The organism is Flavobacterium humi, assembly GCF_004745595.1.
Classification (GTDB): Bacteria; Bacteroidota; Bacteroidia; order Flavobacteriales; family Flavobacteriaceae; genus Flavobacterium; species Flavobacterium humi.
Map to the genome: position 1 here is coordinate 15,156 of NZ_SRLH01000003.1, position 26,416 is coordinate 41,571.

22 protein-coding genes and 1 tRNA gene are annotated in these 26,416 nt (G+C 39.6%); 5 read left to right on the forward strand and 18 right to left on the reverse strand.

What is annotated here, in order from left to right:
* Position 1: 1 nt before the first annotated feature.
* Genes E4635_RS05470 through deoC form a run of 3 tightly spaced genes read right to left on the reverse strand, consistent with a single transcriptional unit; the run spans position 2 to position 4,326 of the window.
* The gene (locus E4635_RS05470; RefSeq protein ID WP_135525622.1) at positions 2 to 1,438 is read right to left on the reverse strand and encodes an MBOAT family O-acyltransferase; all 1,437 of its coding nucleotides are present in this window, start codon (positions 1,436 to 1,438) and stop codon (positions 2 to 4) included.
* A gap of 16 nt (positions 1,439 to 1,454) precedes the next feature.
* On the reverse strand, positions 1,455 to 3,572 hold the full coding sequence (locus E4635_RS05475; RefSeq protein ID WP_135525623.1) for a gliding motility protein RemB: 2,118 nt from the start codon (positions 3,570 to 3,572) through the stop codon (positions 1,455 to 1,457).
* 10 nt (positions 3,573 to 3,582) lie between these two features.
* Positions 3,583 to 4,326 (reverse strand): deoxyribose-phosphate aldolase, encoded by a 744-nt coding sequence (gene deoC / locus E4635_RS05480; protein WP_135525624.1) that lies wholly within the window; start codon positions 4,324 to 4,326, stop codon positions 3,583 to 3,585.
* Between the two features lie 246 nt (positions 4,327 to 4,572).
* Here deoC and E4635_RS05485 point away from each other — a divergent pair, with 246 nt between their 5' ends.
* Positions 4,573 to 5,367, forward strand: a complete 795-nt coding sequence (locus E4635_RS05485) for a hypothetical protein (protein WP_135525625.1) — start codon at positions 4,573 to 4,575, stop codon at positions 5,365 to 5,367.
* Positions 5,368 to 5,506: 139 nt separating this feature from the next.
* Complete coding sequence (locus E4635_RS05490) at positions 5,507 to 6,112, forward strand: hypothetical protein (protein ID WP_135525626.1); 606 nt, start codon at positions 5,507 to 5,509, stop codon at positions 6,110 to 6,112.
* On the opposite strand, the gene E4635_RS05495 is transcribed toward E4635_RS05490, so the two are convergent.
* The 9 genes from E4635_RS05495 to E4635_RS05535 all read right to left on the reverse strand — a co-directional run bounded on the left by E4635_RS05495 (position 6,107) and on the right by E4635_RS05535 (position 18,404).
* Positions 6,107 to 6,796 carry a porin family protein gene (locus tag E4635_RS05495; protein ID WP_135525627.1) on the reverse strand — a complete coding sequence of 230 codons (690 nt, stop codon included), beginning with the start codon at positions 6,794 to 6,796 and terminating at the stop codon, positions 6,107 to 6,109. The genes E4635_RS05490 and E4635_RS05495 overlap by 6 nt on opposite strands.
* An 88-nt stretch (positions 6,797 to 6,884) precedes the next feature.
* Complete coding sequence (locus tag E4635_RS05500) at positions 6,885 to 8,690, reverse strand: cytochrome c oxidase subunit I (RefSeq protein WP_135525628.1); 1,806 nt, start codon at positions 8,688 to 8,690, stop codon at positions 6,885 to 6,887.
* Between the two features lie 35 nt (positions 8,691 to 8,725).
* Positions 8,726 to 9,898: a cytochrome c oxidase subunit II gene (locus tag E4635_RS05505; protein WP_135525629.1), complete on the reverse strand. Its 1,173-nt coding sequence runs from the start codon at positions 9,896 to 9,898 to the stop codon at positions 8,726 to 8,728.
* Between the two features lie 19 nt (positions 9,899 to 9,917).
* Entirely contained in the window at positions 9,918 to 11,438 is a 1,521-nt protein-coding gene (locus E4635_RS05510; protein ID WP_135525630.1) for a quinol:cytochrome C oxidoreductase, read from the reverse strand.
* Between the two features lie 25 nt (positions 11,439 to 11,463).
* Positions 11,464 to 12,009 carry a c-type cytochrome gene (locus E4635_RS05515; protein WP_135525631.1) on the reverse strand — a complete coding sequence of 182 codons (546 nt, stop codon included), beginning with the start codon at positions 12,007 to 12,009 and terminating at the stop codon, positions 11,464 to 11,466.
* Positions 12,010 to 12,017: 8 nt separating this feature from the next.
* The gene (locus E4635_RS05520) at positions 12,018 to 12,542 is read right to left on the reverse strand and encodes a DUF3341 domain-containing protein (protein WP_135525632.1); all 525 of its coding nucleotides are present in this window, start codon (positions 12,540 to 12,542) and stop codon (positions 12,018 to 12,020) included.
* A 6-nt stretch (positions 12,543 to 12,548) separates the two neighbouring features.
* Positions 12,549 to 13,955 carry an NrfD/PsrC family molybdoenzyme membrane anchor subunit gene (gene nrfD, locus E4635_RS05525; RefSeq protein ID WP_135525633.1) on the reverse strand — a complete coding sequence of 469 codons (1,407 nt, stop codon included), beginning with the start codon at positions 13,953 to 13,955 and terminating at the stop codon, positions 12,549 to 12,551.
* A 27-nt stretch (positions 13,956 to 13,982) separates the two neighbouring features.
* Positions 13,983 to 17,042, reverse strand: a complete 3,060-nt coding sequence (locus tag E4635_RS05530; protein WP_135525634.1) for a TAT-variant-translocated molybdopterin oxidoreductase — start codon at positions 17,040 to 17,042, stop codon at positions 13,983 to 13,985.
* Positions 17,043 to 17,075: 33 nt separating this feature from the next.
* The gene (locus E4635_RS05535) at positions 17,076 to 18,404 is read right to left on the reverse strand and encodes a c-type cytochrome (protein WP_135525635.1); all 1,329 of its coding nucleotides are present in this window, start codon (positions 18,402 to 18,404) and stop codon (positions 17,076 to 17,078) included.
* 216 nt (positions 18,405 to 18,620) lie between these two features.
* Here E4635_RS05535 and E4635_RS05540 point away from each other — a divergent pair, with 216 nt between their 5' ends.
* Both E4635_RS05540 and E4635_RS05545 read left to right on the forward strand, forming a co-directional pair.
* Complete coding sequence (locus tag E4635_RS05540; protein ID WP_135525636.1) at positions 18,621 to 19,010, forward strand: SPOR domain-containing protein; 390 nt, start codon at positions 18,621 to 18,623, stop codon at positions 19,008 to 19,010.
* Between the two features lie 266 nt (positions 19,011 to 19,276).
* Entirely contained in the window at positions 19,277 to 20,923 is a 1,647-nt protein-coding gene (locus E4635_RS05545) for a serine hydrolase domain-containing protein (protein WP_135525637.1), read from the forward strand.
* Positions 20,924 to 21,041: 118 nt separating this feature from the next.
* Here the strand turns inward: E4635_RS05545 and E4635_RS05550 are convergent.
* From E4635_RS05550 to E4635_RS05575, 6 genes are all read right to left on the reverse strand, one after another.
* Positions 21,042 to 21,128: transfer RNA gene (locus E4635_RS05550), tRNA-Ser, on the reverse strand.
* A 61-nt stretch (positions 21,129 to 21,189) separates the two neighbouring features.
* On the reverse strand, positions 21,190 to 22,218 hold the full coding sequence (locus tag E4635_RS05555; RefSeq protein ID WP_135525638.1) for an asparaginase: 1,029 nt from the start codon (positions 22,216 to 22,218) through the stop codon (positions 21,190 to 21,192).
* Complete coding sequence (locus tag E4635_RS05560) at positions 22,205 to 23,341, reverse strand: 1-acyl-sn-glycerol-3-phosphate acyltransferase (protein WP_135525639.1); 1,137 nt, start codon at positions 23,339 to 23,341, stop codon at positions 22,205 to 22,207. Before E4635_RS05560 ends, E4635_RS05555 begins: the two co-directional genes overlap by 14 nt.
* Positions 23,342 to 23,401: 60 nt before the next feature.
* Positions 23,402 to 24,169, reverse strand: a complete 768-nt coding sequence (locus E4635_RS05565) for a TatD family hydrolase (protein ID WP_135525640.1) — start codon at positions 24,167 to 24,169, stop codon at positions 23,402 to 23,404.
* A gap of 92 nt (positions 24,170 to 24,261) precedes the next feature.
* A complete protein-coding gene (locus E4635_RS05570; RefSeq protein WP_135525641.1) occupies positions 24,262 to 24,987 on the reverse strand; it encodes a tetratricopeptide repeat protein in 726 nt (241 codons plus the stop codon).
* A 4-nt stretch (positions 24,988 to 24,991) separates the two neighbouring features.
* The gene (locus E4635_RS05575) at positions 24,992 to 25,573 is read right to left on the reverse strand and encodes an RNA polymerase sigma factor (protein WP_135525642.1); all 582 of its coding nucleotides are present in this window, start codon (positions 25,571 to 25,573) and stop codon (positions 24,992 to 24,994) included.
* Between the two features lie 113 nt (positions 25,574 to 25,686).
* Here E4635_RS05575 and E4635_RS05580 point away from each other — a divergent pair, with 113 nt between their 5' ends.
* Positions 25,687 to 26,289, forward strand: a complete 603-nt coding sequence (locus E4635_RS05580; RefSeq protein ID WP_135525643.1) for a hypothetical protein — start codon at positions 25,687 to 25,689, stop codon at positions 26,287 to 26,289.
* The last annotated feature ends 127 nt before the right edge of the window (positions 26,290 to 26,416 follow it).

Consider the following 26,416-nt stretch of genomic DNA (forward strand, 5'->3'; position numbering starts at 1 on the left):
CCTAAAATTGAAAATAAATAAACTGTTGCTTGGAACCTGCAAAATACAATACCGCGACAATTACCGTATAATAAAATCCCCATCGCACAAAAACCGGGAATTTCAGCTCTATTTTTGAAATTGCATATTCGCTTTCGCGCCCGAACCATTCAATAATCAGGAACGGCACTAAAAACCATAATTTGTGTCCTAGTACTACATTGGGAACCGTAAAAAGTGATTTTGAAAATATTCTTCCAATGTAACTCAAAGCATGGCTTACATCTTCAGAACGGAAAAAAATCCAGCAAAAAACAGTCATGCAAAAAGTAGTGCAAACCGCCAGGAATTCTTGTATTGTTGGGAAAATCCTCCCTTGCGCCACGATATCAACATTGTCCCTGTTCGTATTAAACAAGATGGACGGCATGATGAACAATGCATTTACGAATCCCCAAGCCACAAAAGTCCAATTGGCCCCATGCCAGAACCCGCTCACCAGGAATATGATAAAAACATTCCGGACCTTGCTCCAGGCGCCACCTTTACTGCCACCCAAAGGAATATACAGGTAATCCCGGAACCAGGAAGAGAGCGAAATATGCCAACGCCTCCAAAACTCGGCAATGTCCCTTGAAAAATACGGGAAAGCGAAATTCTTCAGCAAATCGATACCAAAAAGCCTGGCGGTGCCTAACGCAATATCCGAATACCCTGAAAAATCCCCATAAATCTGGAATGCAAACAAAATAGCACCAATTACCAATGCGCTTCCCGAATAATCCTCATGATTGTTGAAGATCAGGTTCGCCACTTCCGCACAATTATCGGCAATGACTATTTTCTTGAACAATCCCCATAAAATCTGCCGGAGCCCGTCTTTTGCCTTGGCATAATTAAAATCCCGCCTTTGCTGTATTTGCGGCAGTAAATGAGTCGCCCTTTCTATGGGGCCGGCCACAAGCAAAGGAAAAAAACTGACAAATACGGAATAGTCTATAAAACTTTTTTCAGGTTTGATTTTTTCTTTATAAATATCGATCACATAGGATAATCCGTGGAAAGTATAGAATGAAATCCCTACGGGAAGTATAACCTGAAGTGTTCGGAAATCAGCCTCGAAACCAAGAAGCGACAACCCTTCGGCTAAAGAGCCCGCAAAAAAATTATAGTATTTGAAAACGCCTAAAAAACCCAGGTTGACTACAATACTCAACCAAAACCAAAAAGATTTTACCCTGCGGGTTTTGGCTTCGGCCATTTTCAGTCCGGTAAAATAATCCAACAATGTGGAAAAAACCAAAAGGAAAAGAAACCTCCAATCCCAGCAAGCGTAAAAATAATAACTGGCCACCAACAGCAGCACATTTTGTATTTTCTGATTCCCTTTCGTTGCAAACCAATACAGCACAAAAACGATGGGCAGGAAAACAGCAAAGCTGATGGAATTAAAAAGCATACTTTACTGCTGATTTTTAAAAATCATAATACCAATTGAAGACATCTGCCCTCAAACCTACCGAAAACCAAGTCGTGTTTTCCTTGAATACCGTTGCAGTATCCATTTTTGGCGAAAAGTTCCTGTAAATCAGGTTGGCAAAAAGTTTCAGGTTGGCGCTTGGGTTGAGCAAATAACCAGCCTGAATATCGGCAATAAGGATATTGGCTTTATTGCCCTGGCCTACTACAACGCCTTTGTCGAACGCCCTGTCTTCTTCATAATCCTTATAAATATTCGACCCGTAATTCAATCCGTCGGCAGCCGTATCATAATCAAACCCTCTAATCCCTACGCTTAATTTGGCATCAGCGAACAAACGGTTCCGGGTATAGCGGGCAATAACTGTCAGCTCCTTAAAATTAGATCCCCAAATATGCCCCATGCTCTGGTTGTTGTGCCCGTAATTGGTAAGGGCGTTGCTGTGCGCATACACATACGGCCGGACATGGTTGTATTCGGCCTGGAGGTATAAGTCCGGTACGCCAAAAGCCCTGAAATATTTTGCGCCAAGCTGGTACCCGAATTTATTTTTCCAGCTTTTTTCCCCGGCTTTGATATCTCCTATTGAAAATTCATCAAGAAGAAATTGCCCGTATAAATTAATGAAATTGTTCCATTTGTATTTGGAAGTCAAACCTAAAACGGCATTTCCGCTACGGGAAGAAGAAGAGAATTCCACCGAACGGTAAAAGATAATCGGGTTGACAAAATTCACATCAAATCCACGGTCATTGTCATTGGCCCAGACCACGGATTCGAAGAAACCGATATTCCATCTTTTGGTGGCATTGTAACTCAAATAATGGTTGGCCATATATTTGGTAGCAAATGTTTTGTCTACCGTCACTTCCGGGCGGACATCCTTGAGCCACATATAGGTATTGGTATATTTTATCTTCCAGAACGTGGTGTTTATCTTAAAAAAAGGATAAGGACTGGCTCCGTCCGCTTCCAGTAAAGATCGGTAACCGTCTCCAATGAAATTGCGACTGTAGCCCAACTGTATGTTGATATGTTTGCTCGGTGTGTAGGTAATATTCGCATCGGCAGAAGGGAAATCAAATTGGGTTTCTTTGAAATCCTTGGCTATTCCGATCCCGGGAATAACAGCAGGGTTTCCGCCGCCGGGTTTGATCGACTGGGCATACCTGTTGAAATAATCCGCGAAAAAGCCCTGGCTTTCATAGACTGTTGTGGTAAAATTCAACTGTTTGCCCAATCCTCCCTGGATTTGCAAACCGCGCGTATTCACATACGTGTAATCTTCCGAACCAGGATTGCTTTTCCCAACCCTCAAATCAAAGATCGGGTTCATGGTAAACCAATAATCCTCACCTTGAATGGCTACAAGGTTTTCGTTGAACAGCTTCCTTCCCCACCAACCTTCTTTTTTTATCTTTATTTTCTCATGAGCCTGTTCCAAATTGTAATATTTGCTCACTTCTGCATAGGTAAAAGGTTTCGAAGCTGTATGGCTGTTTGCCCCTATCTGGTTCATTTCATCATCGAACTGTGTGTAGAAATTATGGGAAAAAGGAATTCCAAGGTTACTGGTATATTGCGGGTTGGCAAACTTTTTATAGTTTTTGGAAACCGATTCGAATTCAGGATTTTCGGCATTGGCCAGCCCTTTTGTAGAATTCGCAACCTGGGTTTCTTCCTGTTTCTTGAGTTCGGCCAATTCGGCAGCGCTTTGCAAAGGGATGGCGATGGTCAGCGTATATTTGGCATAAGTAGGCCTGCCGTTATAGGTTGCCGGCGCAATTATTGGCAACGCAGCGAAAACTCTTTTGGTCTCTTCTATAAGCGAAGCATCTATGGCATCCACATATAAAACCTTGAAGGTCCCGGTAGTGTCTACTTCGAACAGCGTAATGATCTTCCCTTTGAAATTATCTTTTTTGGCGGCTTCGGGCAATTGGAAATTATGGTACACAAAATCCTGGAGCTGATTGTAAAAACAATTTTCAAGTTCCTGGTTTAGGGTATTGCGGCACGCTTCAAAAACAGGAGGTTTTTCCTGGTTGCTTACTTGAGCCATTGCCAATTGGGCAAAAAGCAGAACGATAAGGGCTGAAAAATATTTCTTCATTTTGGTTTTTTTAATAATTATCACCCGACACTTTACCGTGGGCGATGGCTTTGGCTGCTGATGTCCCTATTCTTTTTACGCCAAGACGGATCATAGCCAGGGCTTCCTCCAGAGTCCTTACACCGCCGGCAGCCTTAACTGGAAGCGGATTGGAATTTTCCAGCATCAGGATAATGGTTGGGATTGTAGCACCGTTTGGCAGGCCGCCTTCCGTTTTATAAAACCCCGTGGATGACTTCACGAAAACATTCTGGTAATTCTCCTCCTTAAAGTTCGCAATGACGGTATTCTTGATCAACGCCGAGATCTGGATAATCTGCTGGTGGCTGAGCGCCGCTACTTCAATAATGAATTTGACAACTTTTTTATGCGCCAGCCCTAATTGGACACAAGCAATAATTTCCTTTTTGATTTCGCTTATTTCACCTCTTTTGAAGGCTTCGTAGTTAATTACAAAATCCAGCTCATCCGCTTGGTCTTCAATAACCTGAAGAGCTTCCCTTACTTTATCTTCAATTTCCGAAGTGCCGTTGGGAAAATCAATTACGGTCCCGATGAGTACTTTGGAATCAGCCTCGGTTATCATTTTTTTAGCCAATTTTACCTCTTCGGGGCGAATCATAATCAATTTGAATTCTTCCTCAATGGCTTCCTGGATAAATGCTTTTACCACTGCTTTATTTTCCTTTTCAGATATATTCGCCTGGGAAGCCGTTTTTAGATAGGTAGAATCGAGATACTGTCTGATATTCATAATTTGCATTTCTTAAATAAGCAATAAGGCTATAAAAATAGAAAAATCCGGCCGAAATGGGTGGTTTTTTTGGATTAATTATTTCATTACTCTCTGTTTTGCGAACGAAAAACAATTCCTAATAATATTTGCATTTTTTTATTCCAATATCTTTTGCTTTAATTTTTATTATCATTTTAACAAAAAAAATGACGATTTATTATTTTTAGTATATTCGCAACACTAAATTTCCTGACAACACACACCATGAAAACAAACTATGCATTACTGTTATTGGGCTTCTTGTTCCTATCCTGCTCTTCCGACAATACTAGCGAAGACATACCTTCGGCCACGAATTATTACCCTTCCGGCACAGGCAATTTTTGGGTTTATGATGTAGAAGGCACGCCGGTAGGAAGAGATTCGCTTTATATTTCGGGAGATACATTAATCAATTCTGTTGCCTACAAAAGATTCAAAACCAAGATGCAGCCTGTTGGTTTTTATTCCAATTCGCTCAATAAAAACGGCGTTAGGAAATCTGAGGACAAACTATTGGTTTCCGGTACAATTGGGCTGAATTTTACAGACCAGTTCCCGTTGACAATTTCCATTTCCGATTTTACGGCCTTTAAGGAAAGTGCTTCGCCAAATGAAGTATTGGGAACCGTGTCCGGCTCGTTTCAGCAAAATGTGCAAGGATATCCCCTGACCATAGAATATACTTTTACTTCCAAAGCTGTTGGATCCTTGGCTAGTTTTACTTCACCTAACAACGATGTATATACGGATGTAAAATCGGTAAATACGATCTTAAATGTAAAAATATCCACGATTTACCAGCCGCAAGGTGTCCCGATTTCGATTCCTGTGACTATCTTGCCGGCCCAGGATGTAATTGTTTCGACGCAGTATTATGCCAAAAACATTGGCGTGGTCCACACGAACACGGACATGCATTACCAGCTGGCTTCTCTCCCTGTTCAGGTCCAATTGCCAATACCAAGTTCCGGAGACCAAAACCAAAAGGAATTTTTAGATACGTATCAAATCAATTGATGCTTTAGAATAGAAAACGACAACTATAATGTTGTCGTTTTGCTTTTACGAAATTCACTCCGCAAGAAAGAAATTAAAAGCCAATTATGAGGGTACTTGAAGTCAAATCTCTATATTTGTTAGTATAATCCATTTCGTTTTGAAAAGAATACTTCCTTTTTTTTCGTACTTCTTCCATCCAATTTTTACGGCAGTATTTGCATCACTTGTGTATTTTATCCTGACACCCAGATATTTTGTGTATGAAGTCATTTACCTGTACATCATGCAAATTCTTGTGGTTACGGTATTGATTCCTTTAGCTTGTTTTTATCTGTTGTTGATGCTCCAGAAGATAGATTCCATCATGGTGCCTTCCGTTTCCCAACGTAAAATCCCATTGATACTCCATATCCTCCTTTTGGGGATGCTCATTTTAAAAAGCACGACCCTTGATGCAATTCCGGAGTTGTTTTACTTTTATTTAGGCAGCATGATAAGCAGCGGAGTGGCTTTGTTACTGGTCTTTTTCCATAAGAAAGCCAGCTTGCATATGTTAGGTATGGCCTCGCTGACTGTTTTTTCCATCAGCTGTTGCCTGCATTTCCAGTCCAAAGAAGTCGTATTTATTGCATTGTTGTTATTTTGCAACGGATTGGTAGCTTCCTCCCGGTTGCTGATGAAAGCCCATACTGCAAATGAACTGATCCTGGGGTATTTAACAGGACTTCTTCCGCAATTGTTCCTGTTGTTTTTTTGGCTATAAAATATAGAACATCAAGCCGAAATTAAGCGTATGCATTTTGATCGGATCACCATTTAGAGTCCCGTTTTTAAACATATCATCGAATCCGTAATAGGCGTAGAAATTCCATTGGTTCCATCCGGCCGCCACATATGTCCCATATTGGAACTTTGCTATATCGCGGTTGTTGCTCACCTTATAATCAATGCCGCTGGCTTTGTAACGGGATTGGCTCATAAGCAGGTAACTCATCTTGAATCCTGTATAAATACGCCAGAATTTATGAGATTCAAAGGTAGAAGTCCTCCAGCGGATCTCTATAGGCGCTTCAACAAAATACATGGCCAATTTGTTTTTATCAAAGGGCTCTCCTGCCGGAATAGTTGAATACTGCATGACGCCATCTAATTCCTGGATAACCAGGTTCTGCTTGTAATTTTTGAATGAAAACCCTATTCCCGGCGCTATGGCAAAAGTCCTTTTTTTGTTAAGAGGGAAATCCCTTAAAAAACCTGCATTCAATCCTGTGGAAAAAGAATTTTGAGAAACATCCTTGGGCTTGGTGCTTAAAATATTATACGTAACGCCAAAATAAAACTGGTCTTCCCTGTACAATGAATCGACCGCATCAAAATCAGGGATCTCCTGTTGTGCGAATACATTAACAAACGAAAGTAAAAAAACAATTTTAAGAAGGTTTCTCATGATTTGGATTTAAGGCTTAAAGTTAACAAAATACTTATAATGAAAAATGCCTTCCGTTAAGAAAGGCATTTAATATTTTGATATTTTTTTATGAATGGTGAAGTTCTTCTTCTCCTTCTTTCATAGGTGTAGTTTGCGGCACAAAATCCTCATCATGCCCTGGCTTACTGTAATCGTAAGGCCATCTGTGTACTGTAGGCAATTCTCCTGGCCAGTTACCGTGGATGTGCTCCACCGGTGCAGTCCATTCAAGAGTATTGGATCTCCATGGGTTTTGTACTGCTTTTTTACCGTAGAAGATACTGGTAAAGAAGTTCCACATAAACACCAATTGGAAGATCGCCCCGATGATGGCAAAAGTTGTGATCAAAACATTCACATCAGCCAAATCATCAAATAATGGGAAGTTTGAATTCGTGTAGTAACGACGTGGCAAACCAGCCATTCCGATAAAGTGCATTGGATAGAAAACCCCGTAAGCACATATTGCCGTTACCCAGAAGTGGATGTATCCTAAGTTTTTATTCATCATTCTTCCGAACATTTTAGGGAACCAGTGGTATACCCCTGCAAAGAATCCGTAAAGAGCTGAAATACCCATTACCAAGTGGAAGTGCGCTACAACGAAATATGTATCGTGAACGTTGATATCCAGTGTACTGTCTCCAAGGATAATCCCTGTCAAACCTCCTGAGATGAAAGTTGAAACCAATCCGATAGAGAAAAGCATCGCAGGGTTCAACTGCAGGTTACCTTTCCATAAAGTAGTGATATAGTTAAATGCTTTTACTGCCGATGGAATAGCAATCAATAATGTTGTGAAGGTAAATACCGATCCTAAGAAAGGATTCATCCCCGAGATAAACATATGGTGGCCCCAAACAATGGTAGACAAGAATGCGATAGCTAGAATAGAAGCGATCATCGCACGGTAACCGAAAATTGGTTTACGTGAATTGGTTGCGATGATTTCAGATGTGATCCCTAATGCAGGCAACAATACGATGTATACTTCAGGGTGTCCCAAGAACCAGAACAAATGCTCGAACAATACCGGAGAACCTCCTTGATAGTGTAATACTTCGCCTGAAATAAAGATATCTGACAAGAAGAACGATGTACCGAAACTTCTATCCATGATTAACAATAAGGCTGCAGACAATAATACCGGGAAAGAAACAATACCGATAACAGCAGTAATAAAGAAAGCCCAAACCGTTAGCGGTAATCTTGTCATTGACATCCCTTTAGTTCTTAAATTGATTACCGTTACCACATAATTCAAGGATCCCATCAATGAAGAAGCGATGAATATAGCCATAGAAACCAACCATAATGTCATTCCTGTTCCTGAACCTGGAATAGCCTGTGGCAAAGCACTCAACGGAGGATAAATAGTCCATCCTGCAGAAGCCGGTCCTGACTCAACAAATAAAGAAGAAAGCATGACAACACTTGAGATAAAGAACAACCAGTATGAAATCATATTCATAAACCCGGAAGCCATATCCCTGGCACCAATCTGAAGCGGAATAAGCAAGTTACTGAAGGTACCGCTCAAACCGGCTGTCAATACGAAGAATACCATAATCGTACCGTGAATGGTAACCAAAGCCAGGTATATATCATTACGCATTACACCGCCCGGAGCCAATTTTTCACCCAAAAGGAATTTGAAGATTCCAAATGATTGCTCTGGCCAGGCAATTTGCATTCTGAAAAGAATTGACATTACAACCCCGATGATTCCCATAATAATACCTGAAATCAAGTATTGTTTTGCAATCATTTTATGATCAATACTGAAAATATATTTTGTTATAAAAGTATCTTTATGGTGGTGTGCGTGATCTTGATCGTGTGCGTGATCGTGGTCATGTGATGCTGCTGCCATAGTTTTATATTTTAATTTTTTTAATTCTGATTATATTATTTACTTACAACTGTTGCTTCTGCAGTAGCCACCACAGTAGTATCCGGTTTTTTAGCCGGAGCCGGAACAGAAACAGGAGCGTTTTGAGCAGCTTTTGCTGCCTTATCATCATTGACTGCTTTAGCGATAGTTCCCTTCCCTTTTAACCAATTTTGAAAATCCTGAGGAGTATCCACAACAATTTTCATTTGCATGTTGTAGTGCGAAGCACCGCAGATTTTATTACACAATAAAAGGTAATCAAAAGTATAAGGATCCAAACCTGGTTTTCCCTGAGCTGCCAATTCAGCCGTTTTCTTAGCACGGATTTTATTGATAGTTGACACTTTTTCAACCATTTTTTCATCCTGACGCATTTCGTCTGTAGTATAAATCGGTTTGAATGCAAACTGGGTTACCATACCTGGCACACAGTTCATCTGTGCTCTAAAGTGAGGCATGTAAGCAGAGTGCAATACATCCTGGGAACGCAATTTAAATAATATTTTTTTTCCTTTAGGAAGGTGTAATTCCGTAGTCGAGATATCGTCCTGCGCATTAGGATCAGTCATGTCAACACCCATAGTGTTCACTCCTTCGATCAAACGAACGTTGGCTTTACCAAGAACATTATCGGCACCAGAGTAACGTGCTTCCCAGTTGAACTGTTTCGCATATAACTCCACAACCATAACATCTTCGTCTTCATCAACAAACATAATATTTGTCCAGGTATACAATCCGTAAAGGATCAAACCTGCAAGAACGATAACCGGGATAATGGTCCAAATGAATTCCAATTTATCATTATCGGCAAAATATAAAGCCGTATTGCCTTGTTTGCCTCTGTATTTGTATGCGAAATAATGAAGCAATGCCTGAGTGATAGCCTGTACAAAGAATATGATCGCAAATGAAATCATCATCAAATTGTCGTAATCCGATCCGTGTTCAGAAGCCGGGTTGCTTAAAACAAGGTGGCCCCATTTCAACAATCCGAAAATAGTAAAGATATAAAGGAACGCAAGAAAGCCGAACATCAAATATCCTTGAATATTATTATCATTATCAGTAGCAACTTGAGAATTATCCTTTTTATTGCCAACTTGTGTTAAGTCGAAGATTTTAGTCATTTGCCAAATAGCAACTGATAATAGGACTAAAACTATAATAACCAACAAACTTGTCATCTGTTTTTGTATTTAAATATTAATAATGAAAATGCTTACTTTCTTCAACAAGCGGATTCCCTTTCGGCAATAACGGAGCTTTTGTAAGTGCTGTAAATACAACAAATATGAACAATCCTGCAAAGAATGCTATTGAACTGATTTCTGAAAGTCCAATGAACCACTGGTCACCAACTGTTGCCGGGTAGATCATGTTATGGAAATCTAAATAATGTCCTGCTAAAATAACCAGACCTGCCATGCTGATAATCCAAGGCACACGCTTGAAATCAGTGTTGATAAGGATAAGGATAGGGAATACGAAATTCATAACTACCATTCCGAAGAAAGGCAAATTATAGTGCTCGATCCTAAATTTGAAATACACAACCTCCTCCGGGATATTGGCATACCAGATCAACATAAATTGAGAGAACCATAAATACGTCCAGAAAACGGAGAAACCAAACATGAATTTAGCCAAATCGTGGAAATGACTGTTGTTTACATATTCCAGGTATCCTCTTGATTTCAAATACAAAGTAACCAATGCGATAACGGTAACGGCACTTACAACAAAACTTGCAAATACATACCATCCGAATAAAGTACTGAACCAGTGAGGGTCAACCGACATAATCCAATCCCAAGACATCATAGATTCGGAAACCAGGAAGAATGCCAGGAATCCTGCTGATAACTTAAAGTTTTTCTTGTAATAGCTAAGATCGTTCGTTTGGTCCAAAGCCAAACCGTTCTTTCTTGAAAAGTGACGGTAAGCGATCCAACCTCCCATAAATATAGCTGCCCTGATTAGGAAGAACGGTACGTTCAAATACCCTTGTTTTCCTTGAAGCAGTTTGTCTTCAGCCACAACAGCCGGGTCCATCCAAACAAATAAGTGGTTCAAATGCAAGCCTGACAATACCAATACAACATATACTATTATGGCTCCAGGAACCAAATAGGCAGTAATAGCCTCCATTACCCTGAAAAGTACAGGAGACCAACCTGCTTGTGCAGCGTGTTGGATTGCATAAAAAGCCAATACACCTAATGAAATTAACATAAAGAATAAAGCGGCAACATAAAATGCAGCCCAAGGCTTATTTTGCAACTGGTGCAAAACATGCGTCAAATGCTCAGCATGCTCATCGGCTTCAGCAACTTCATGTCCTTTAGCTTCTGCTTCGTGGGAAGGCTTTGCCAATTCTTCCGCAACGTGCTCTTCCGTTTTGGCAACGGTTGAATCCACATTTGCAGCGGCAACTGCATTTGAATCTTTACTCACTTCCGCAACATGCTCTTCTGTTGAGTCAGATGCAGGTGTTGCTTCCTGATGTGCAGCAGGCGTTGCTTCATGAGCAGCTTCGGCAGCATGTGCCGGTGCAGCTTCGTGAGCAGCTTCAGCGTGGTGTCCGCCATGGCTATCAGCCGCCAGAATTGCTTCTACATCTTTAGTATTTTTTGGTGCAGTGAAAAAACCAACTCCAATACCCAATGCTCCTAAAACCATTAGGATAAGAGATAAGTTTTTTAATTTGCTTGAAAATGTATACATAACTTATAAATAGAGTGTTTTACAATTATAATTCAGATCTAAGTTTTAAAACATAACCTGCTACCTGCCATCTTTCTTTTTGCGATAATTGATTAGCATGAGAACCCATAGCATTTTTTCCATAGGTAATTACGTGAAAAATACTTCCTTCCGTAATTTGTCTGTCTGCATAATTAGGCACCCCAAGAAATTTCTCTCTCACTGCCAATTTCCCTTTACCATCACCTTTTTCACCATGACAGATCGCGCAATAAATATTGAACAACTCTTTCCCTTTTTCCATGTTAACAGACAAAGAATCCAAAGGTGATTTCAAGTTTAGTTTTGCCGCTTCGTAACCCGCATCCGTGTTTGGGTATTCGTAAGGGACAAAACCTCTTTTTATTGATCCCGGAGCCGGCAATTGGCCTTCTTTTCCATTTTTAAAAGCTGCAGATTCAGAATATGTTTCATATCCTGTTGATTCATACATGTTTGGAAAAAACTGATAATTCGGTTTTTTGGTATCTTGACATGAAAACAGTAATGAAGACAACCCCATTAAAACTGCTAGTGTATATACTTTTTTCATAGTTCTGATTAATGCTTTTCAATTACTTTAACTTCAACAGCACCAGTGCTTTCAAGAAATGAAGTTAGTTCACTTTCATTATTGTTTACTGCCACTTCCATTAAAAAGTGATCATCGGTTGTTCTTACATCCGGATTCTCAGCAACTTTAAACGGCCATAATTTACTTCTCATATAAAAAGTGATTACCATTAAGTGTGCCGCAAAAAACACGGTTTCCTCAAACATAATCGGCACAAAAGAAGGCATGTTCTGGATATAGCTAAAACTTGGCTTACCTCCGATATCCTGTGGCCAATCGTGAATCATGATATTGTTCATCAACCATGTTCCGAAAGACAGACCTGTCAATCCATACAAAAACGCACAAATGGCTATTCTTGTAGGCGCTAATCCCATGGCCTTATCTAGTCCGTGAACCGGGAACGGAGTATAAATTTCTTCAATATGGTGATGTGCTTTTCGAGTCTGCTTTACAGCATCCATCAAAACATCGTCATCATTATATAGTGCATGTATTACTTTATTACTCATGACTTATTAGTGATTATCGTGATTATGACCTTCTTTTTCTCTTTCTCTTTTGTAATTCTCTCCTGATGATTTCAAGATTGTTTTTACCTCCGCCTGAGCGATTACAGGGAATGTTCTTGCATACAATAAAAACAATACAAAGAAGAATCCAATAGTACCAATAAAGATACCTATATCAACAAATGTCGGCTGGAACATTGTCCATGAAGACGGTAGGTAATCACGGTGTAACGAAGTTACGATAATTACAAAACGCTCAAACCACATACCTATGTTTACTACAATAGAGATAACGAATGAGAACATGATACTTGTTCTTAGTTTCTTGAACCACATGAATTGCGGAGAGAAAACGTTACATGTCATCATCGCCCAGTAAGCCCACCAGTAAGGACCGGTTGCTCTGTTAAGGAAAGCATATTGCTCATACTCAACTCCTGAATACCATGCTACGAAAAGCTCAGTGATATAAGCACATCCTACGATAGAACCCGTAATCATAATTACGATATTCATCAATTCGATATGCTGGATAGTAATGTAAGCTTCCAGGTTAGACACTTTTCTCATGATGATTAGCAATGTATTTACCATCGCGAATCCTGAGAAAACCGCTCCTGCAACGAAGTAAGGAGGGAAAATTGTCGTATGCCATCCAGGGATTACAGAAGTTGCAAAGTCCATGGATACGATCGTGTGTACCGAAAGTACAAGTGGAGTTGCCAAACCGGCCAATACAAGAGAAACCTCTTCAAATCGTTGCCAGTCTTTTGCTCTTCCGCTCCATCCGAAGCTCAAAATAGTATAAATTCTTTTGGTAAACGGCGTTACCGCTCTATCTCTTAACATGGCAAAGTCAGGCAACAAACCAGTCCACCAGAAAACCAATGATACGGAAAGGTACGTTGAGATTGCAAATACGTCCCAAAGTAATGGAGAGTTAAAGTTCACCCATAATGATCCGAATTGGTTAGGGATTGGCAATACCCAGTATCCTAACCATGGGCGACCCATGTGGATAATCGGGAATAAACCTGCCTGAACTACAGAGAAAATTGTCATCGCCTCCGCAGAACGGTTAATGGCCATTCTCCATTTTTGACGGAATAACAATAATACTGCCGAGATTAGGGTTCCCGCGTGACCAATACCTACCCACCAAACGAAGTTAGTGATATCCCAGGCCCAGCCTACTGTTTTATTTAATCCCCATGTTCCAATACCTGTGGAAATAGTATATACCATACAGCTTATTCCCCACAAAAATGCGGCTAAAGCGATATAAAAAACTGTCCACCATTGTTTATTGGCTTTACCTTCAACAGGTTTAGCTACGTCAACTGTTACATCGTGATAGCTTTTATCACCAATAACTAAAGGTTTTCTAATGGGTGCTTCGTAATGAGACGACATAATCCTTTATCTTATTTCTTATTAATATTAATTTCTAACTTTTACGTGGTAGAATACGTTCGGCTTAGTTCCTACGTGCTCTAACAAGTGGTACATTCTTTTATCTTCAGCTAATTCGGCTACTTTGCTTTCTTTATCATTAACATCACCGAAAACCATTGCTCCGGAAGAACATGCATTTGAACAAGCTGTCTGGAATTCACCGTCTTTTACCAACCTTCCTTCTTTTTTGGCAGTAAGGATAGTGGCCTGTGTCATTTGGATACACATAGAACATTTTTCCATAACCCCTCTAGAACGAACGTTTACATCAGGATTCAATACCATACGTCCTAAATCATCATTCATATGGAAGTCAAACTCTTCGTTTTTGTTGTATAAGAACCAGTTGAAACGACGTACTTTATAAGGACAGTTGTTTGCACAGTAACGAGTACCCACACAACGGTTGTACGCCATATGGTTCTGGCCTTGACGGCTATGTGATGTTGCAGCAACAGGACAAACAGTCTCACAAGGTGCGTGGTTACAGTGCTGGCACATTACCGGCTGGAATGCTACTTGAGGATTGTCTGAAGGATTTTCCATTCCACGCAATGTAGAAAGGGAATCCACCAATCCGGAGATATTTTCTTTGGTTTTATCATCTCCTTCGAAAGTATCGGCAGAAGAATAATACCTGTCAATACGCAACCAGTGCATATCACGGCTACGTCTTACTTCCGCTTTTCCAACTACCGGTACATTGTTTTCAGCGTGGCAAGCAATAACGCAGGCCCCACAACCTGTACAGGCGTTCAAGTCGATAGAAAGGTTGAAGTGGTGTCCAACCGTACGGTCAAATGATTCCCACAAATCAACCGTAGTAGCAGCAACTTCTTTATGGTCTAAAGATACAACAGGAATAACATTCCATTCTTTTGAATCTTTGGTGTTGAATATTTCAAGGGACGTTTCTTTAATGATATCGCCACGGCCCATTAATGTTTTTTGCAATTGAACACATGCAAATTCGTGCTCTCCGCCTTCTTTAGCAATTGTTACGCTTTGAACGTTACTGAAGTTGTTATACAAAGTATATGCATTAACCCCTACCTGCATTTCTTCTTTCATGGAAGCCATACGTCCGTAACCTAATGCGATACCTGCAGTACCTTTAGCTTGTCCTGGCTGGATGATAACCGGAACTTTTTCCAATTTCACACCATTGACAGTTAAAGTCGCGTAACTTCCATTAAGACCACCATTGGCAACATTCCAGTTTTCCAAACCTAGTTTTTCAGCATCCGCTTTGGAAACGGTTACGTAGTTATCCCATGAAGCACGGGTAATTGGGTCTGGGAATTCCTGTAACCAAGGGTTGTTTGCCTGTTGTCCGTCTCCTAAACCGGTTTTGGTATAAAGGATCAGTTCCATTCCGCTTGCAGCAGGAGTAGCTTTCGCCAAAGCAGCCGCAGCCGCGTTGAAGTCTGCACCGGCACCGGCGCCAGCAGAAATAGATTCATTGACAGCCACACCATCATGAACCAATTGGTTCCATGATTTTGTACCTACCCATGAAGTACGGATATAATCGTAGTACGATTGAGTGCTTCCGGTCCAGGATAACAAAGCATCCTGAAACTGGACAGTATCAAATAAAGGACGGATTGTAGGCTGTGTAATAGCATAACTGCCTTTTACAATGCTTACATCATTCCAGGATTCCAAATAGTGAGGAACAGCAACAGCAACAGTAGAAATCGAAGCTGTTTCATCTTCTTTCATAGTAAAAGAAGCGGAAAGCTTAACTTTCTTCAAAGCTTCAGCAAATTCCTTTCCGTTAGGCAAAGAGTAAACAGGGTTGACACCGTTCATAATCAAAGTATGGACAGCCCCTGATTTCATATCTGCCAAAAGTTGTTTCACATCAGCGTTATTTCCTTTACGGATCTGACGTGAATTAGTAGCATTGAAAGCTTCGCTACCCAAAACACGGTTGATAGCCAAAACTAACAATTGTGCGTTTTTATCTTCGATTCCACATACCAAAACTCCTTTGCTTCCGGCAGCTTTCAATTGCTGGGCAGCTTTGGTTACCGCATCGTCATTGTCCGTTTTTGAAACGCCTACAGATGACCCGGTGATGATATTGTAGATTTTTACCAGGGCTAATTTTTGACCGGTTACAGTCATTGGCACACGTTTGTCAGCAGCAGCACCAGACATTGTCATGTTAGCTTCGAATTGGAAGTGGCGGGACATTTTTCCGTTATGCGGAATCCTTCCCTGCGTATATCCTGCATCAAAACCACCACCTTGCCAATCTCCTAGGAAATCCGCACCAATGGAAACAATTGTGTTTGCTTTTGAGAAATCATAATCTGCCAACGCTCTTTCACCATATACCATTTGGAATGCATCCAAAGCTTCTGATGAAGAAACCGCATCATACACCACATGTTTTGCATTTGGGTTTGAAGCTAAAAATTGACCGATCAGTTTATCTGTTGACGGGCTGGCAGAAGTATTGGTAAGCAAAACTACTTTCCCTCCTTTTGCTTTTGCGTCTGCAACACTGGCTTTGATCTTAGCATTTGCCTTTTCCCAAGTCGCAACAGCAAGTTCATGCTTGTCATTGGCGATTTTAGAAGTTTTCAGACGGGTACTGTCGTATAATGACAACACAGACGCGTGAACACGGGCATTTGCTGTGAAATTTGCACCAGCAATTTTATTATTTTCAATTTTAATAGGACGACCTTCGCGTGTTTTGACCAAGATATTAGCAAAATCAAAACCATCAGCCACAGTAGTAGCATAATAATCTGCTACACCAGGAATAATTTCTTCCGGTTGAACTACATAAGGAATCGACTTATGCACTGGACCTTCGCAGGCTGCCAAAGTAGCAGCTGCTGTACTAAATCCAACGTACTTAAGAAAATCACGACGTGTTGTAGAAGACGTAGCCAAAGTAGCCGCATCACCTAAAAATTCATCTGTTGGAATTTCTTCAACAAATTCGTTATTTCTAAGCGTCTCAACAATAGAGCTATTTTCGTTTAGCTCCTCAACACTTTTCCAGTATTTTTTGTTTGATGACATATTGTATATAAAAATTAGCTTCTTAGTATTCTATTAATAGTGACATTTACCACATTCCAAACCTCCCATTTGCGCTGCAGTCAATTTGTCTACACCGTATTTTTTAGAAAGCTCTTCGTGAATCTTTTTGTAGTAATCATTTCCTTCAATCTTAACATCAGTCTGACGGTGACAGTTCACACACCATCCCATAGTTAATGGAGAGAATTGTTTCATTACTTCGAAAGTCTGTACAGGACCGTGGCATGTTTGACATTCAACACCCGCTACAGATACGTGCTGTGAGTGGTTGAAGTATACGAAATCAGGTAAATTATGGATTCTGACCCATTTAACCGGTTTTTGTTTTCCAGTGTATTTTTGAGCTGTCTTATCCCATCCAACCGCATCGTATAATTTTTGAATCTCAGCAGTGTAGTACTCCTTAGTATAATCAACATACGTTGAATCTTTATCCCCTTGGAATTCAGAAATGTTTTTATGACAGTTCATACACACATTTAAGGAAGGTATACCTGCGTTTTTACTTACCCTTGCAGATGAGTGGCAGTATTTACATTCGATACCGTTGTCTCCGGCGTGGATTTTGTGCGAGTAATGAATTGGCTGGATCGGCGCATAATTCTGGTCAACACCTACCTGCATCAAATATCCGTAGATAAAATAAGCACTTGCAAGCATTAATAGGATTACCGATACCAATACCAGGAATTGATTTCTTGCGAAAGCTTTCCAGATTGGCAGTGATTTTGGTTTTTCAGCAACCTCAACCCCATTTGATTTGGCGATTTTGTTCAGCACGTTGTTTACCATAAACAACATCGCTACCAAAACAGCTAAAATACCTGCCAACAACCCTAATATTAGGTTATTCGACAAACCACCTTCTTTTGAAGCACCTTCAGCACCAGCCTGCGGTATTTTTTCAGCAGCAGGTTTTGGCTCGGAAGTGAACGCTAAAATGTTATCAATATCCGCATCAGACAATTGCGGGAAAGCAGTCATCGCTATCTTATTGTTTTCATTGAAAACTTTAACAGCATCCGCATCCCCTGAAGCGATAAGTGCCTTACTGTCCTTAATCCACTTGTGTAACCAGGCTTTATCATGTCTTTCCACCACACCACGAAGTGCAGGTCCAGTCATTTTAGAGTCCAGCTTATGACAAGCGGCACAATTGGCATTAAAAAGCGCTTTACCCAGAACAGGATTCCCACCTGCTGCCGGAGCTGCCGCTACAGCTGTCGCAGCGGGTGCCGCTGCTGTGTCTTGCGCAAAAGAACTTAAAGAAACGGATATTACAAACGCCAGGCTTAGCGTTATTATCCTTGAAATCGATTTATGGTTTCCCACTTTTTTCATATATTAAATGATTATCATCTAAATTCGGCATTGTTTTTGTTACTCTTTTTGCAGCAAATACAGTATGCCATTTAAAAAACTCCGACAAAAATACGACTTATGAACTATTCTCAAAACCTTAAATATATCTTAATTATTAATTTATATTTATTCTAAATAATATTTTTGATTTGTTTAATCAGTTAAAATGTACTTTTGCTAAAAAATATATTCATTATGAGAATTTTAAGTCTGCCGAAAGGTTTTCCCTGTTTGATTTTGTCCCTATTTATTGCTTCCCAATGTTTTTCGCAGGATGGAAAAGCAATCGTAAAACAAGATCCGAGGTTCGAACAGCTTTTAAATGAAAAACGTAAGATTAATTCCTCAATTACTGTTAATGACCGGTATAAAATCCAAATATTTACAGGCGATAGCGAAACAAGTAAGAAAGCGCTTACGGAATTTAGGAAAGCCAATAAGAATGTCGATGCCACAATTGTTTTCCATACCCCAATATATAAAGTATGGATTGGGAATTTCAAAACCCGGATTGAAGCGGAAAAAAAGCTTTTGGCACTCAAAAAGAAATACCCGAACGCATTTTTAATAAAACCGAACAAATAGTTTTTTACGATTAGTCATTTTTTAATGACACATAGCAACACAAAAGCCAGTCATTTTGACTGGCTTTTTTATGCACGGAAATAAGCTTTATTATGAATTTTGAAGAAATAAAAAAGCCAAAACTTTCGTTTTATTGCTGCCTTAGTTTTTTAAATCTTCATAAAATTATTACAAATATCTTACTGATGTTCCTATATTTACGTTTAACTGCCATTTTTGTTCACAAAAACGCAAAAAAATGAAATCATCAATCAAAATCAAAATCAATGAAATCAAAAATCATAACTTTAGCTTTAAGTCTTTTGACTTACTTAAATGTATCAGCGCAAAAAAACGAATTTGTAAAACCGGATAGTATTATTTATCCAATTCATAAATCAAACATTGGCAAGATTGCATTTATGTCACAAACCATTGCAGTTGAAAATTTTAAACAAACAGACTTTTTACAAACATTTGAACTCAAAGAAAAAACAGACCTTACTATTCGAGTCTTTTTGGGCAACTCTTTAACAAATTATCTTCATTTATTATCGCCACAATCAACTGCCGAAGAATTGACGAAAAATGGAAATTATCAATTTACATTTGTAGTTGACAACAAAAAAGTTTATGTTGAAAATCTAAATGTTGGAGCAGGAAGTATAGAAAACAAAAATCAGAAAACAATTTTTAGAATTCCATTAATAAGTTCAATTAATGAAGATTCTTGGGGTACATTTCTTTGGAATAGATTTTTTGGTAATGGCGGTCAAGAGGCACTTTCGGAAGGAGAACATTTTCTTAAAATTGAAATTAGACCATATTTAAAACTAAGCGAAGTCTTAACAGGAAACATAATTGCCGAAGGACAACTAAAAATTATTGTACCTGAAATAAAAATTGACGAAAAATTAGTAAAAGTTCAACAAATTAAACCAATTAAAGATTGGCAGATTTCTACAGCGAAAATTGACATTGCTAAAATTGAAGAGTTAAATCGAAAAATCGAAAAGAAAATCTATAAAGATGTTACAAGTATTGTAGTACTAAAAGACAGAAAAATATTGATTGAGGAATATTTCAATGGAGCAAATAGAAATTCGCTTCACGATACACGCTCTGTAGGAAAATCATTTGCATCAACTCTTTTAGGCATTGCAATAAAGGACAAATACATTAAAAGTGAAACGCAAACTTTAAAAGAGTTTTATGATTTAAAATCCTTCCAAAATTATTCTGTATCAAAAGATAGTATTACCTTAAAAAGTTTACTTACAATGAGTGCTACTTTTGAGGGTTCCGATATAAATTCTGAATCGCTTGGAAACGAAGAAAATATGTATCCAACTAAAAATTGGGTTCGCTTCACGTTAGATTTACCAATTGACAAAACAAAACAGATAAATAAACAGTGGGATTATTTTACAGCAGGTTGCATCGTTTTGGGTGACATTATTCATAAATCTGTTCCGAATGGATTAGAGAAATATTCACTTGAAAAATTATTTAAACCATTAGGGATTAAAAAATATAAATGGCAATTCACACCACAAAATGTCCCTAATACAGCAGGAAGTTTACAATTAAGTTCGTTGGACTATGCAAAATATGGGCAATTGTATAAAAATCAGGGCATTTGGAATGGCAAACAAATAGTATCACAGGAATGGGTAACTAAAAGTTTATCGCATCAGATGAACATTTCAGAAGATGAATATTATGGTTATTTGTTTTGGAATAAAATATATAAAATAAATGGCAAAGATTATGAAGTTTATTATTCAAGTGGAAATGGAGGAAATAGAATTTTTATGTTCAAAGACCAACCCATTGTAATTGTAATTACTTCGAAAGCATACAATACACCATACGGAGAAAAACAAATTGAAAAAATTATGCAAGAATATTTGATACCAGCAATATCTAAATAAAAATAACTTCTGCTAACAGCGGCCTTAATCAACTCTCAAGCCACTTTTCATATCAATTTGACACAACTCCAAAATAAAAAAGCCTAATTATCTGATTAACAAATAACTAGGCTTTTTGCAGAGGGGATGGGATTCGAACCCACGATACAGTTACCCATATACAAACTTTCCAGGCTTGCTCCTTCAACCACTCGGACACCCCTCTGAATATTTTTGCAAATAAAAGAATAAATTAGTTCAGATAAAAACTATTTTTAAAATTAATTTCAATTCATTTCACCACGGAGTGAAGTTTCGAATATCGTTTTGAAGACATTGTGGGCCACATTTTGCCCTAACAGGTACATTAACTTGGTGATAGCCGCCTCAGTAGTAATGTCTTTCCCGGAAATAACGCCTATTTTCTTAAGCTGCGAACTCGTCTCATATTGCCCCATATTAACGCTTCCACCGGAACATTGTGTCACATTTATGATATAAATCCCTTTATTGACTGCTTTTTCCAACGCTTCAACAAACCAGTTTTCGGTAGATGCGTTACCGGAACCATAGGTTTCCAGCACGATTCCTTTTAGATTTGACATGTCCAGAATAGTCTTGACCACATTGGCATTCATCCCTGGGAAAATCTTGACAATGGCGACATTATCGTCAAACTCCGTATGTACGTTGAGTTTTTTTGACGAAGGTTTGAGCAAAATATCTTCACTTACTTTCAGGTGCACACCCGATTCGGCCAGACAAGGGAAATTGGGAGAGGCAAATGCATTAAAATGCTCGGCACTTATTTTTGTTGTCCGGTTCCCCCTGTATAATTTGTATTCGAAATAAAGACAGACTTCAGTAATGACCGGCTTGCCTTTGTGTTGCAGGGAAGCTACCTGAATGGCCGTAATGAGGTTTTCCTTGGCATCTGTCCTTAAATCTCCGATAGGCAATTGAGAACCGGTAAACACTACGGGTTTGTCTAGATTTTCGAGCATGAAGCCCATCGCCGAAGCGGAATAAGACATTGTATCGGATCCGTGCAATACCACAAATCCGTCGTATTGGTTGTAGTTTTCTTTGATGATCATAGCCATTTTTACCCATTCCCGGATATTCATATTCGAAGAATCAATAGGGTTTTCGAAAGAAACGGTGGCTATATTGCAATCCAGCAACTTCAATTCCGGTATGTTCTTGAGCAGTTTACTGAAGTTGAAGGCTTTCAGGACTCCGGTTTCAAAATCTTTGACCATACCAATGGTTCCTCCGGTATAAATAAGGAGAATATTCGGTTTAGACTGCGTCATTGTATTTCATTTTATTAACAACAGGATTGGCATACATGGCGAGGAAACTTTCTTTCATCTGGTCATTTTTACCGTCTATGCGCATTTCGAGGCGCCGGGCAAAAAGGGATTTTTCCTGTTCTGTATAACGGTCGGAGAATCGTTCGGTCTTATGCAAAACATCGTAAGCGATAAAGTTGGTCGGCCACAGTTTATATGATTTCAGGATGGATTCGTCGATAATCTGGGTTAAAGCCTGTATCTGTTTATTTGGATTGGTGTTTTCTTCTTTGATTTCGTCCAGCTCCTTGTCCAGGATGTCCCCTACATGGATATGGATGCGTTTTTTCTGCCCGATGATCCCGCTGATGATATTATTGAAATCTTCACTGGAACCTTTTATGTAGGTTTCCTGATTGGCTTCAGCCATGAGTTGCGGCATTTTAAGCGCGTCGGTCGGGTCGTATTCGTAGGAAATCGAAATAGGGACAATCTTGATTTCTTTGAAATAATCAATCGCGTTCCTGTTCCCGGAAGCCATCGCCAGCATTTTTAAAACGCCGGAATGTGTAGCGTCATTGCCATCTTTGGTCCTTCCTTCACGCTGTGCTATCCAGACCGAACGGTTTTCGCGCAATAACAGTTGCTCTATATATTCGGACATCAGTTGCGAGCTTTGCAGCAATTCTCGGGGCGGCAAGCCTCTTTGCACTACAAAATTCCTATTGAGCCTGGAGAGTGATTTCAGGAAATCCTTCTTCACCAGGTTATCCCCTATTGCCGAAGCCGTCATCACCAACCCGTGGTCAAAAAGTGCAATATTGAGCAATGACGTATCCAGGATAATATCCCTATGGTTCGAAATAAAAAGGTAAGAGGTATTTTGTTCCAGCTTTTCGAATCCTGAAGTACTCAGGCCGTCAGAGCTTTTCTTGAGCACCTTCTGAATGGCTTCGTATATAAAATTACATTGAAAATCCCTGATTGAATGAGTTTTCCCCAACTGCGTTTTCCAAACCTCATCTTCCACGTCCGGGAACGTAAAATTCATCATCGCCTTCATGATGGGGTGATTAATTGCGTTTTGCAAAGCCTGATTTACTTCGGCATCATAATAGGGCCGAATAGCATCGAATTTTGACATTTCAGAGAATTTATTCTTACAAATGAACGAATTTTTTTTTAATCTTAGGTTAAGAAACCCTTACATTGCAAATACCGCCCTGGCATTTTCGGTTGTGATCCGTGCGACTTCTTCAAGAGGCATAGCATAGATTTCGGCCAGTTTTTGGGCTACAAGCGTAACGTAACCGCTTTCATTCCGTTTGCCGCGGAAAGGGGCCGGTGCCAAATAAGGAGCGTCGGTTTCCAGGACAATGTGCCGGATATCAATCTGATGCAGGAATTGGTCGATTTTTCCGTTTTTGAAAGTCACTACCCCACCTATCCCCAACTTCATATTATAGGAGATGGCCTGAAGCGCTTGTGCATACGTTCCGGAAAAGCAATGAAAAATCCCGAATAAATCGTCTGATTTCTCGAGTTCCAGGACTTCAAAAATTTCATCGAAAGCCTCACGGCAATGGATATTTATGGGCAATTTGTATTTTTTGGCCCATTGGATCTGGCGTTGGAAAGCCACTTTCTGAATGCCTAAAGTTGTTTTGTCCCAATACAGGTCTATGCCGATTTCACCGATCGCCGCAAATTTCCTTTTGGACAATTCCGCCTCGACATGTGCCAGTTCTTCTTCGTAATTTTCTTTGACATAGCAGGGATGCAGACCCATCATCAGGAAAATATTTTCCGGGTAACGGGCTTCGAGTTCATACATTTTTGAGGTGTAACTGGAATCGATGGAAGGAATGAAAAATTTGGTAACACCGAGGGAAATGGCTTTTTGGATTATTTCATCCCGGTCTTCCTGGAATTCTTCAGAATATAAATGCGTATGTGTATCGGTCAGGTTCATCTTTGATTGTACTGCAATATTTAGGACTGCAAAAATACAATTATTGCACCGGGTTTCACACGGAAATGAATCAAATTATACAAAACCAGGCATTAATCGAGGTCTTCCAGCAATTCCTGGGCCTTGTCAAAATCTTCAGCATCCGGAGGGATTTGTTTCAGCAATGACCGGCATTCTTGGGTTTTATGCTGTTTTAATTCCGATAGTGCCAGGTACCAGGTTGCTTTATCCTTGTAAATGGAATTTCCTTGCCGGATGGAATTCAGGACAACCGCCGCTTTGCTAAAATCATTGGTTTCAATTAAAGCAATCGCATAAAAATACTGCAGTTCGGGCGTATCCAGAACCGCCACTTTCTCAAAAGAAACAACGGCTTTTTGGTATTCTTTGCTATTGAAAAAATCCTGGGCGTCTTTCAGGCTCTTGTCTTCCGAACCCCTTTCTGTAAAATAGGCTTTCTCGTGCTGGTTGAAATCGTTGTATTCCGGATCGTTGCTTTGCATCATAAACCAAGTTCCAAACAGGATCGTAATGGACGCGGCGACTGCATATTGCCACGGCCTGAAGGAAATGACTTTAGGCTGTTTTTTTAGGCTTTCGCCAAAGTGTTCCCTGGAAATGGCTTTCAGGTTTTCCTTAAAAGCGGCCGTTTCGGGTGAAAATGAAGTGTCTAAAAAACGGGTCGTTTCGGCATACAAACGAAAATATTCCCTGAACTCAGGATCATTTTGAAGCCTTTGTTCAAAATCAAGCTTTTCTTCAGGCAGCATCTCGTTGTTGAGATAATTTTCAAAACCGATATATAATTCTTCGTTCATGACGCTAGTTTTTAAAAGATTTGTATCTGTCCGATTGCCGGATCATTTCTGTTAACTGACCTGTACAGAGTGATTTTTTCTTTCTCACGTAACCGTAGCTAACATTGAGTTTTTCGGCCACTTCTTCCATTGTTTTAGTTACAAAACTCAATTGGAGCAGCTCGCGGCACTTCTCTCCCAATTTCTGGAACATTTCATCGAACAAGGACTGTTTTTCATCAAAAATTTCAGTGCGCGAAACCATTCCCTGAACAGGTTCATCTATAGATACAAGATGTTCCGGAATTGTTACCTCTTTGTGGGAACGTTTTTTTAGCTCATTAAGCCATCGCCTTTTGCATAGCAGGAAAAAATAAGCATCGAAAGGGCATGTCAGCTGCAAACCATTTGTCCTGGCCTGGTTGTAAATGACGATCAGGACTTCCTGGACAATATCCTGGGCATCGTCGTCATTGCCGCTGTTGTTCCTGATGTGGTTTTTGATTTTGGGGACAAACCGTTTGTAAATGGTTTGTATCACATCCGAATTGTTTTGCAGTAAACCGTCAATATATATTTGGTCTGAATGTAGATTTTTGCCCGTCATGGAAAACTATTAATTGGCTAAAGTTAAAAAAATAAAAAGAATAGGTAACAAATTGAATCTCTAATTGATATATCGGTAAATACAAAAATTACTAACCTTAAAAATTAGAAAGCATGAAAGCAAATTTCAAAATAATAGGAATGGCATTGTTCTTAGGGACAGCAATCATTGGATGCACACCTTCTCCAGCTCCGGCACCTCCGACAGGATGCAATATCGTTGGCACGGATTTCCAACAGCTTTACACAACAACATTAGCCAGTAACGCTCTTTATACCAATTACACTACAATGGATCTGGTAACGCACGAATATACTTTTACGGTCAATACTAACAAAACGGTTTGCACGGTAGGCTATCAGGGGAATGCTGCCCTTTTCGCCGGTAGTGTTCCCTACACTATTGAAATCTACAACAACACAACCAGTACACTAGTATATTCAGGAAACCACATATTCAATTCGGCTGCGACCGACTACCAACCCATCACCCCTACAAATCTTGTTGCCGGGGACAGCTATACGATCAAGAGGATAGCGAGTAATTACCTTGGCAACATTGGAAATACCATTGGGCGAATTTTACGCTTTAACACCGGGCCGGTACCTTATCCAGTAACTTCAGGAGCTTTAACCATTACTGCCTCGAATTTTTATGGCACGGGCGGGCCGGTTCCCAACTACGGAATTCCATACATCGATATCGTTTTTCAATAAAATAACAACATAAAAGCAAAAATCATGAAAACAAATTTTAGCATAACAGGACTTTTATTCTTCGGAATAATCACTTTGGTGAGTTGAAATAAAGACGATAGTTTTCAAGAATCTGAATATATCCCGA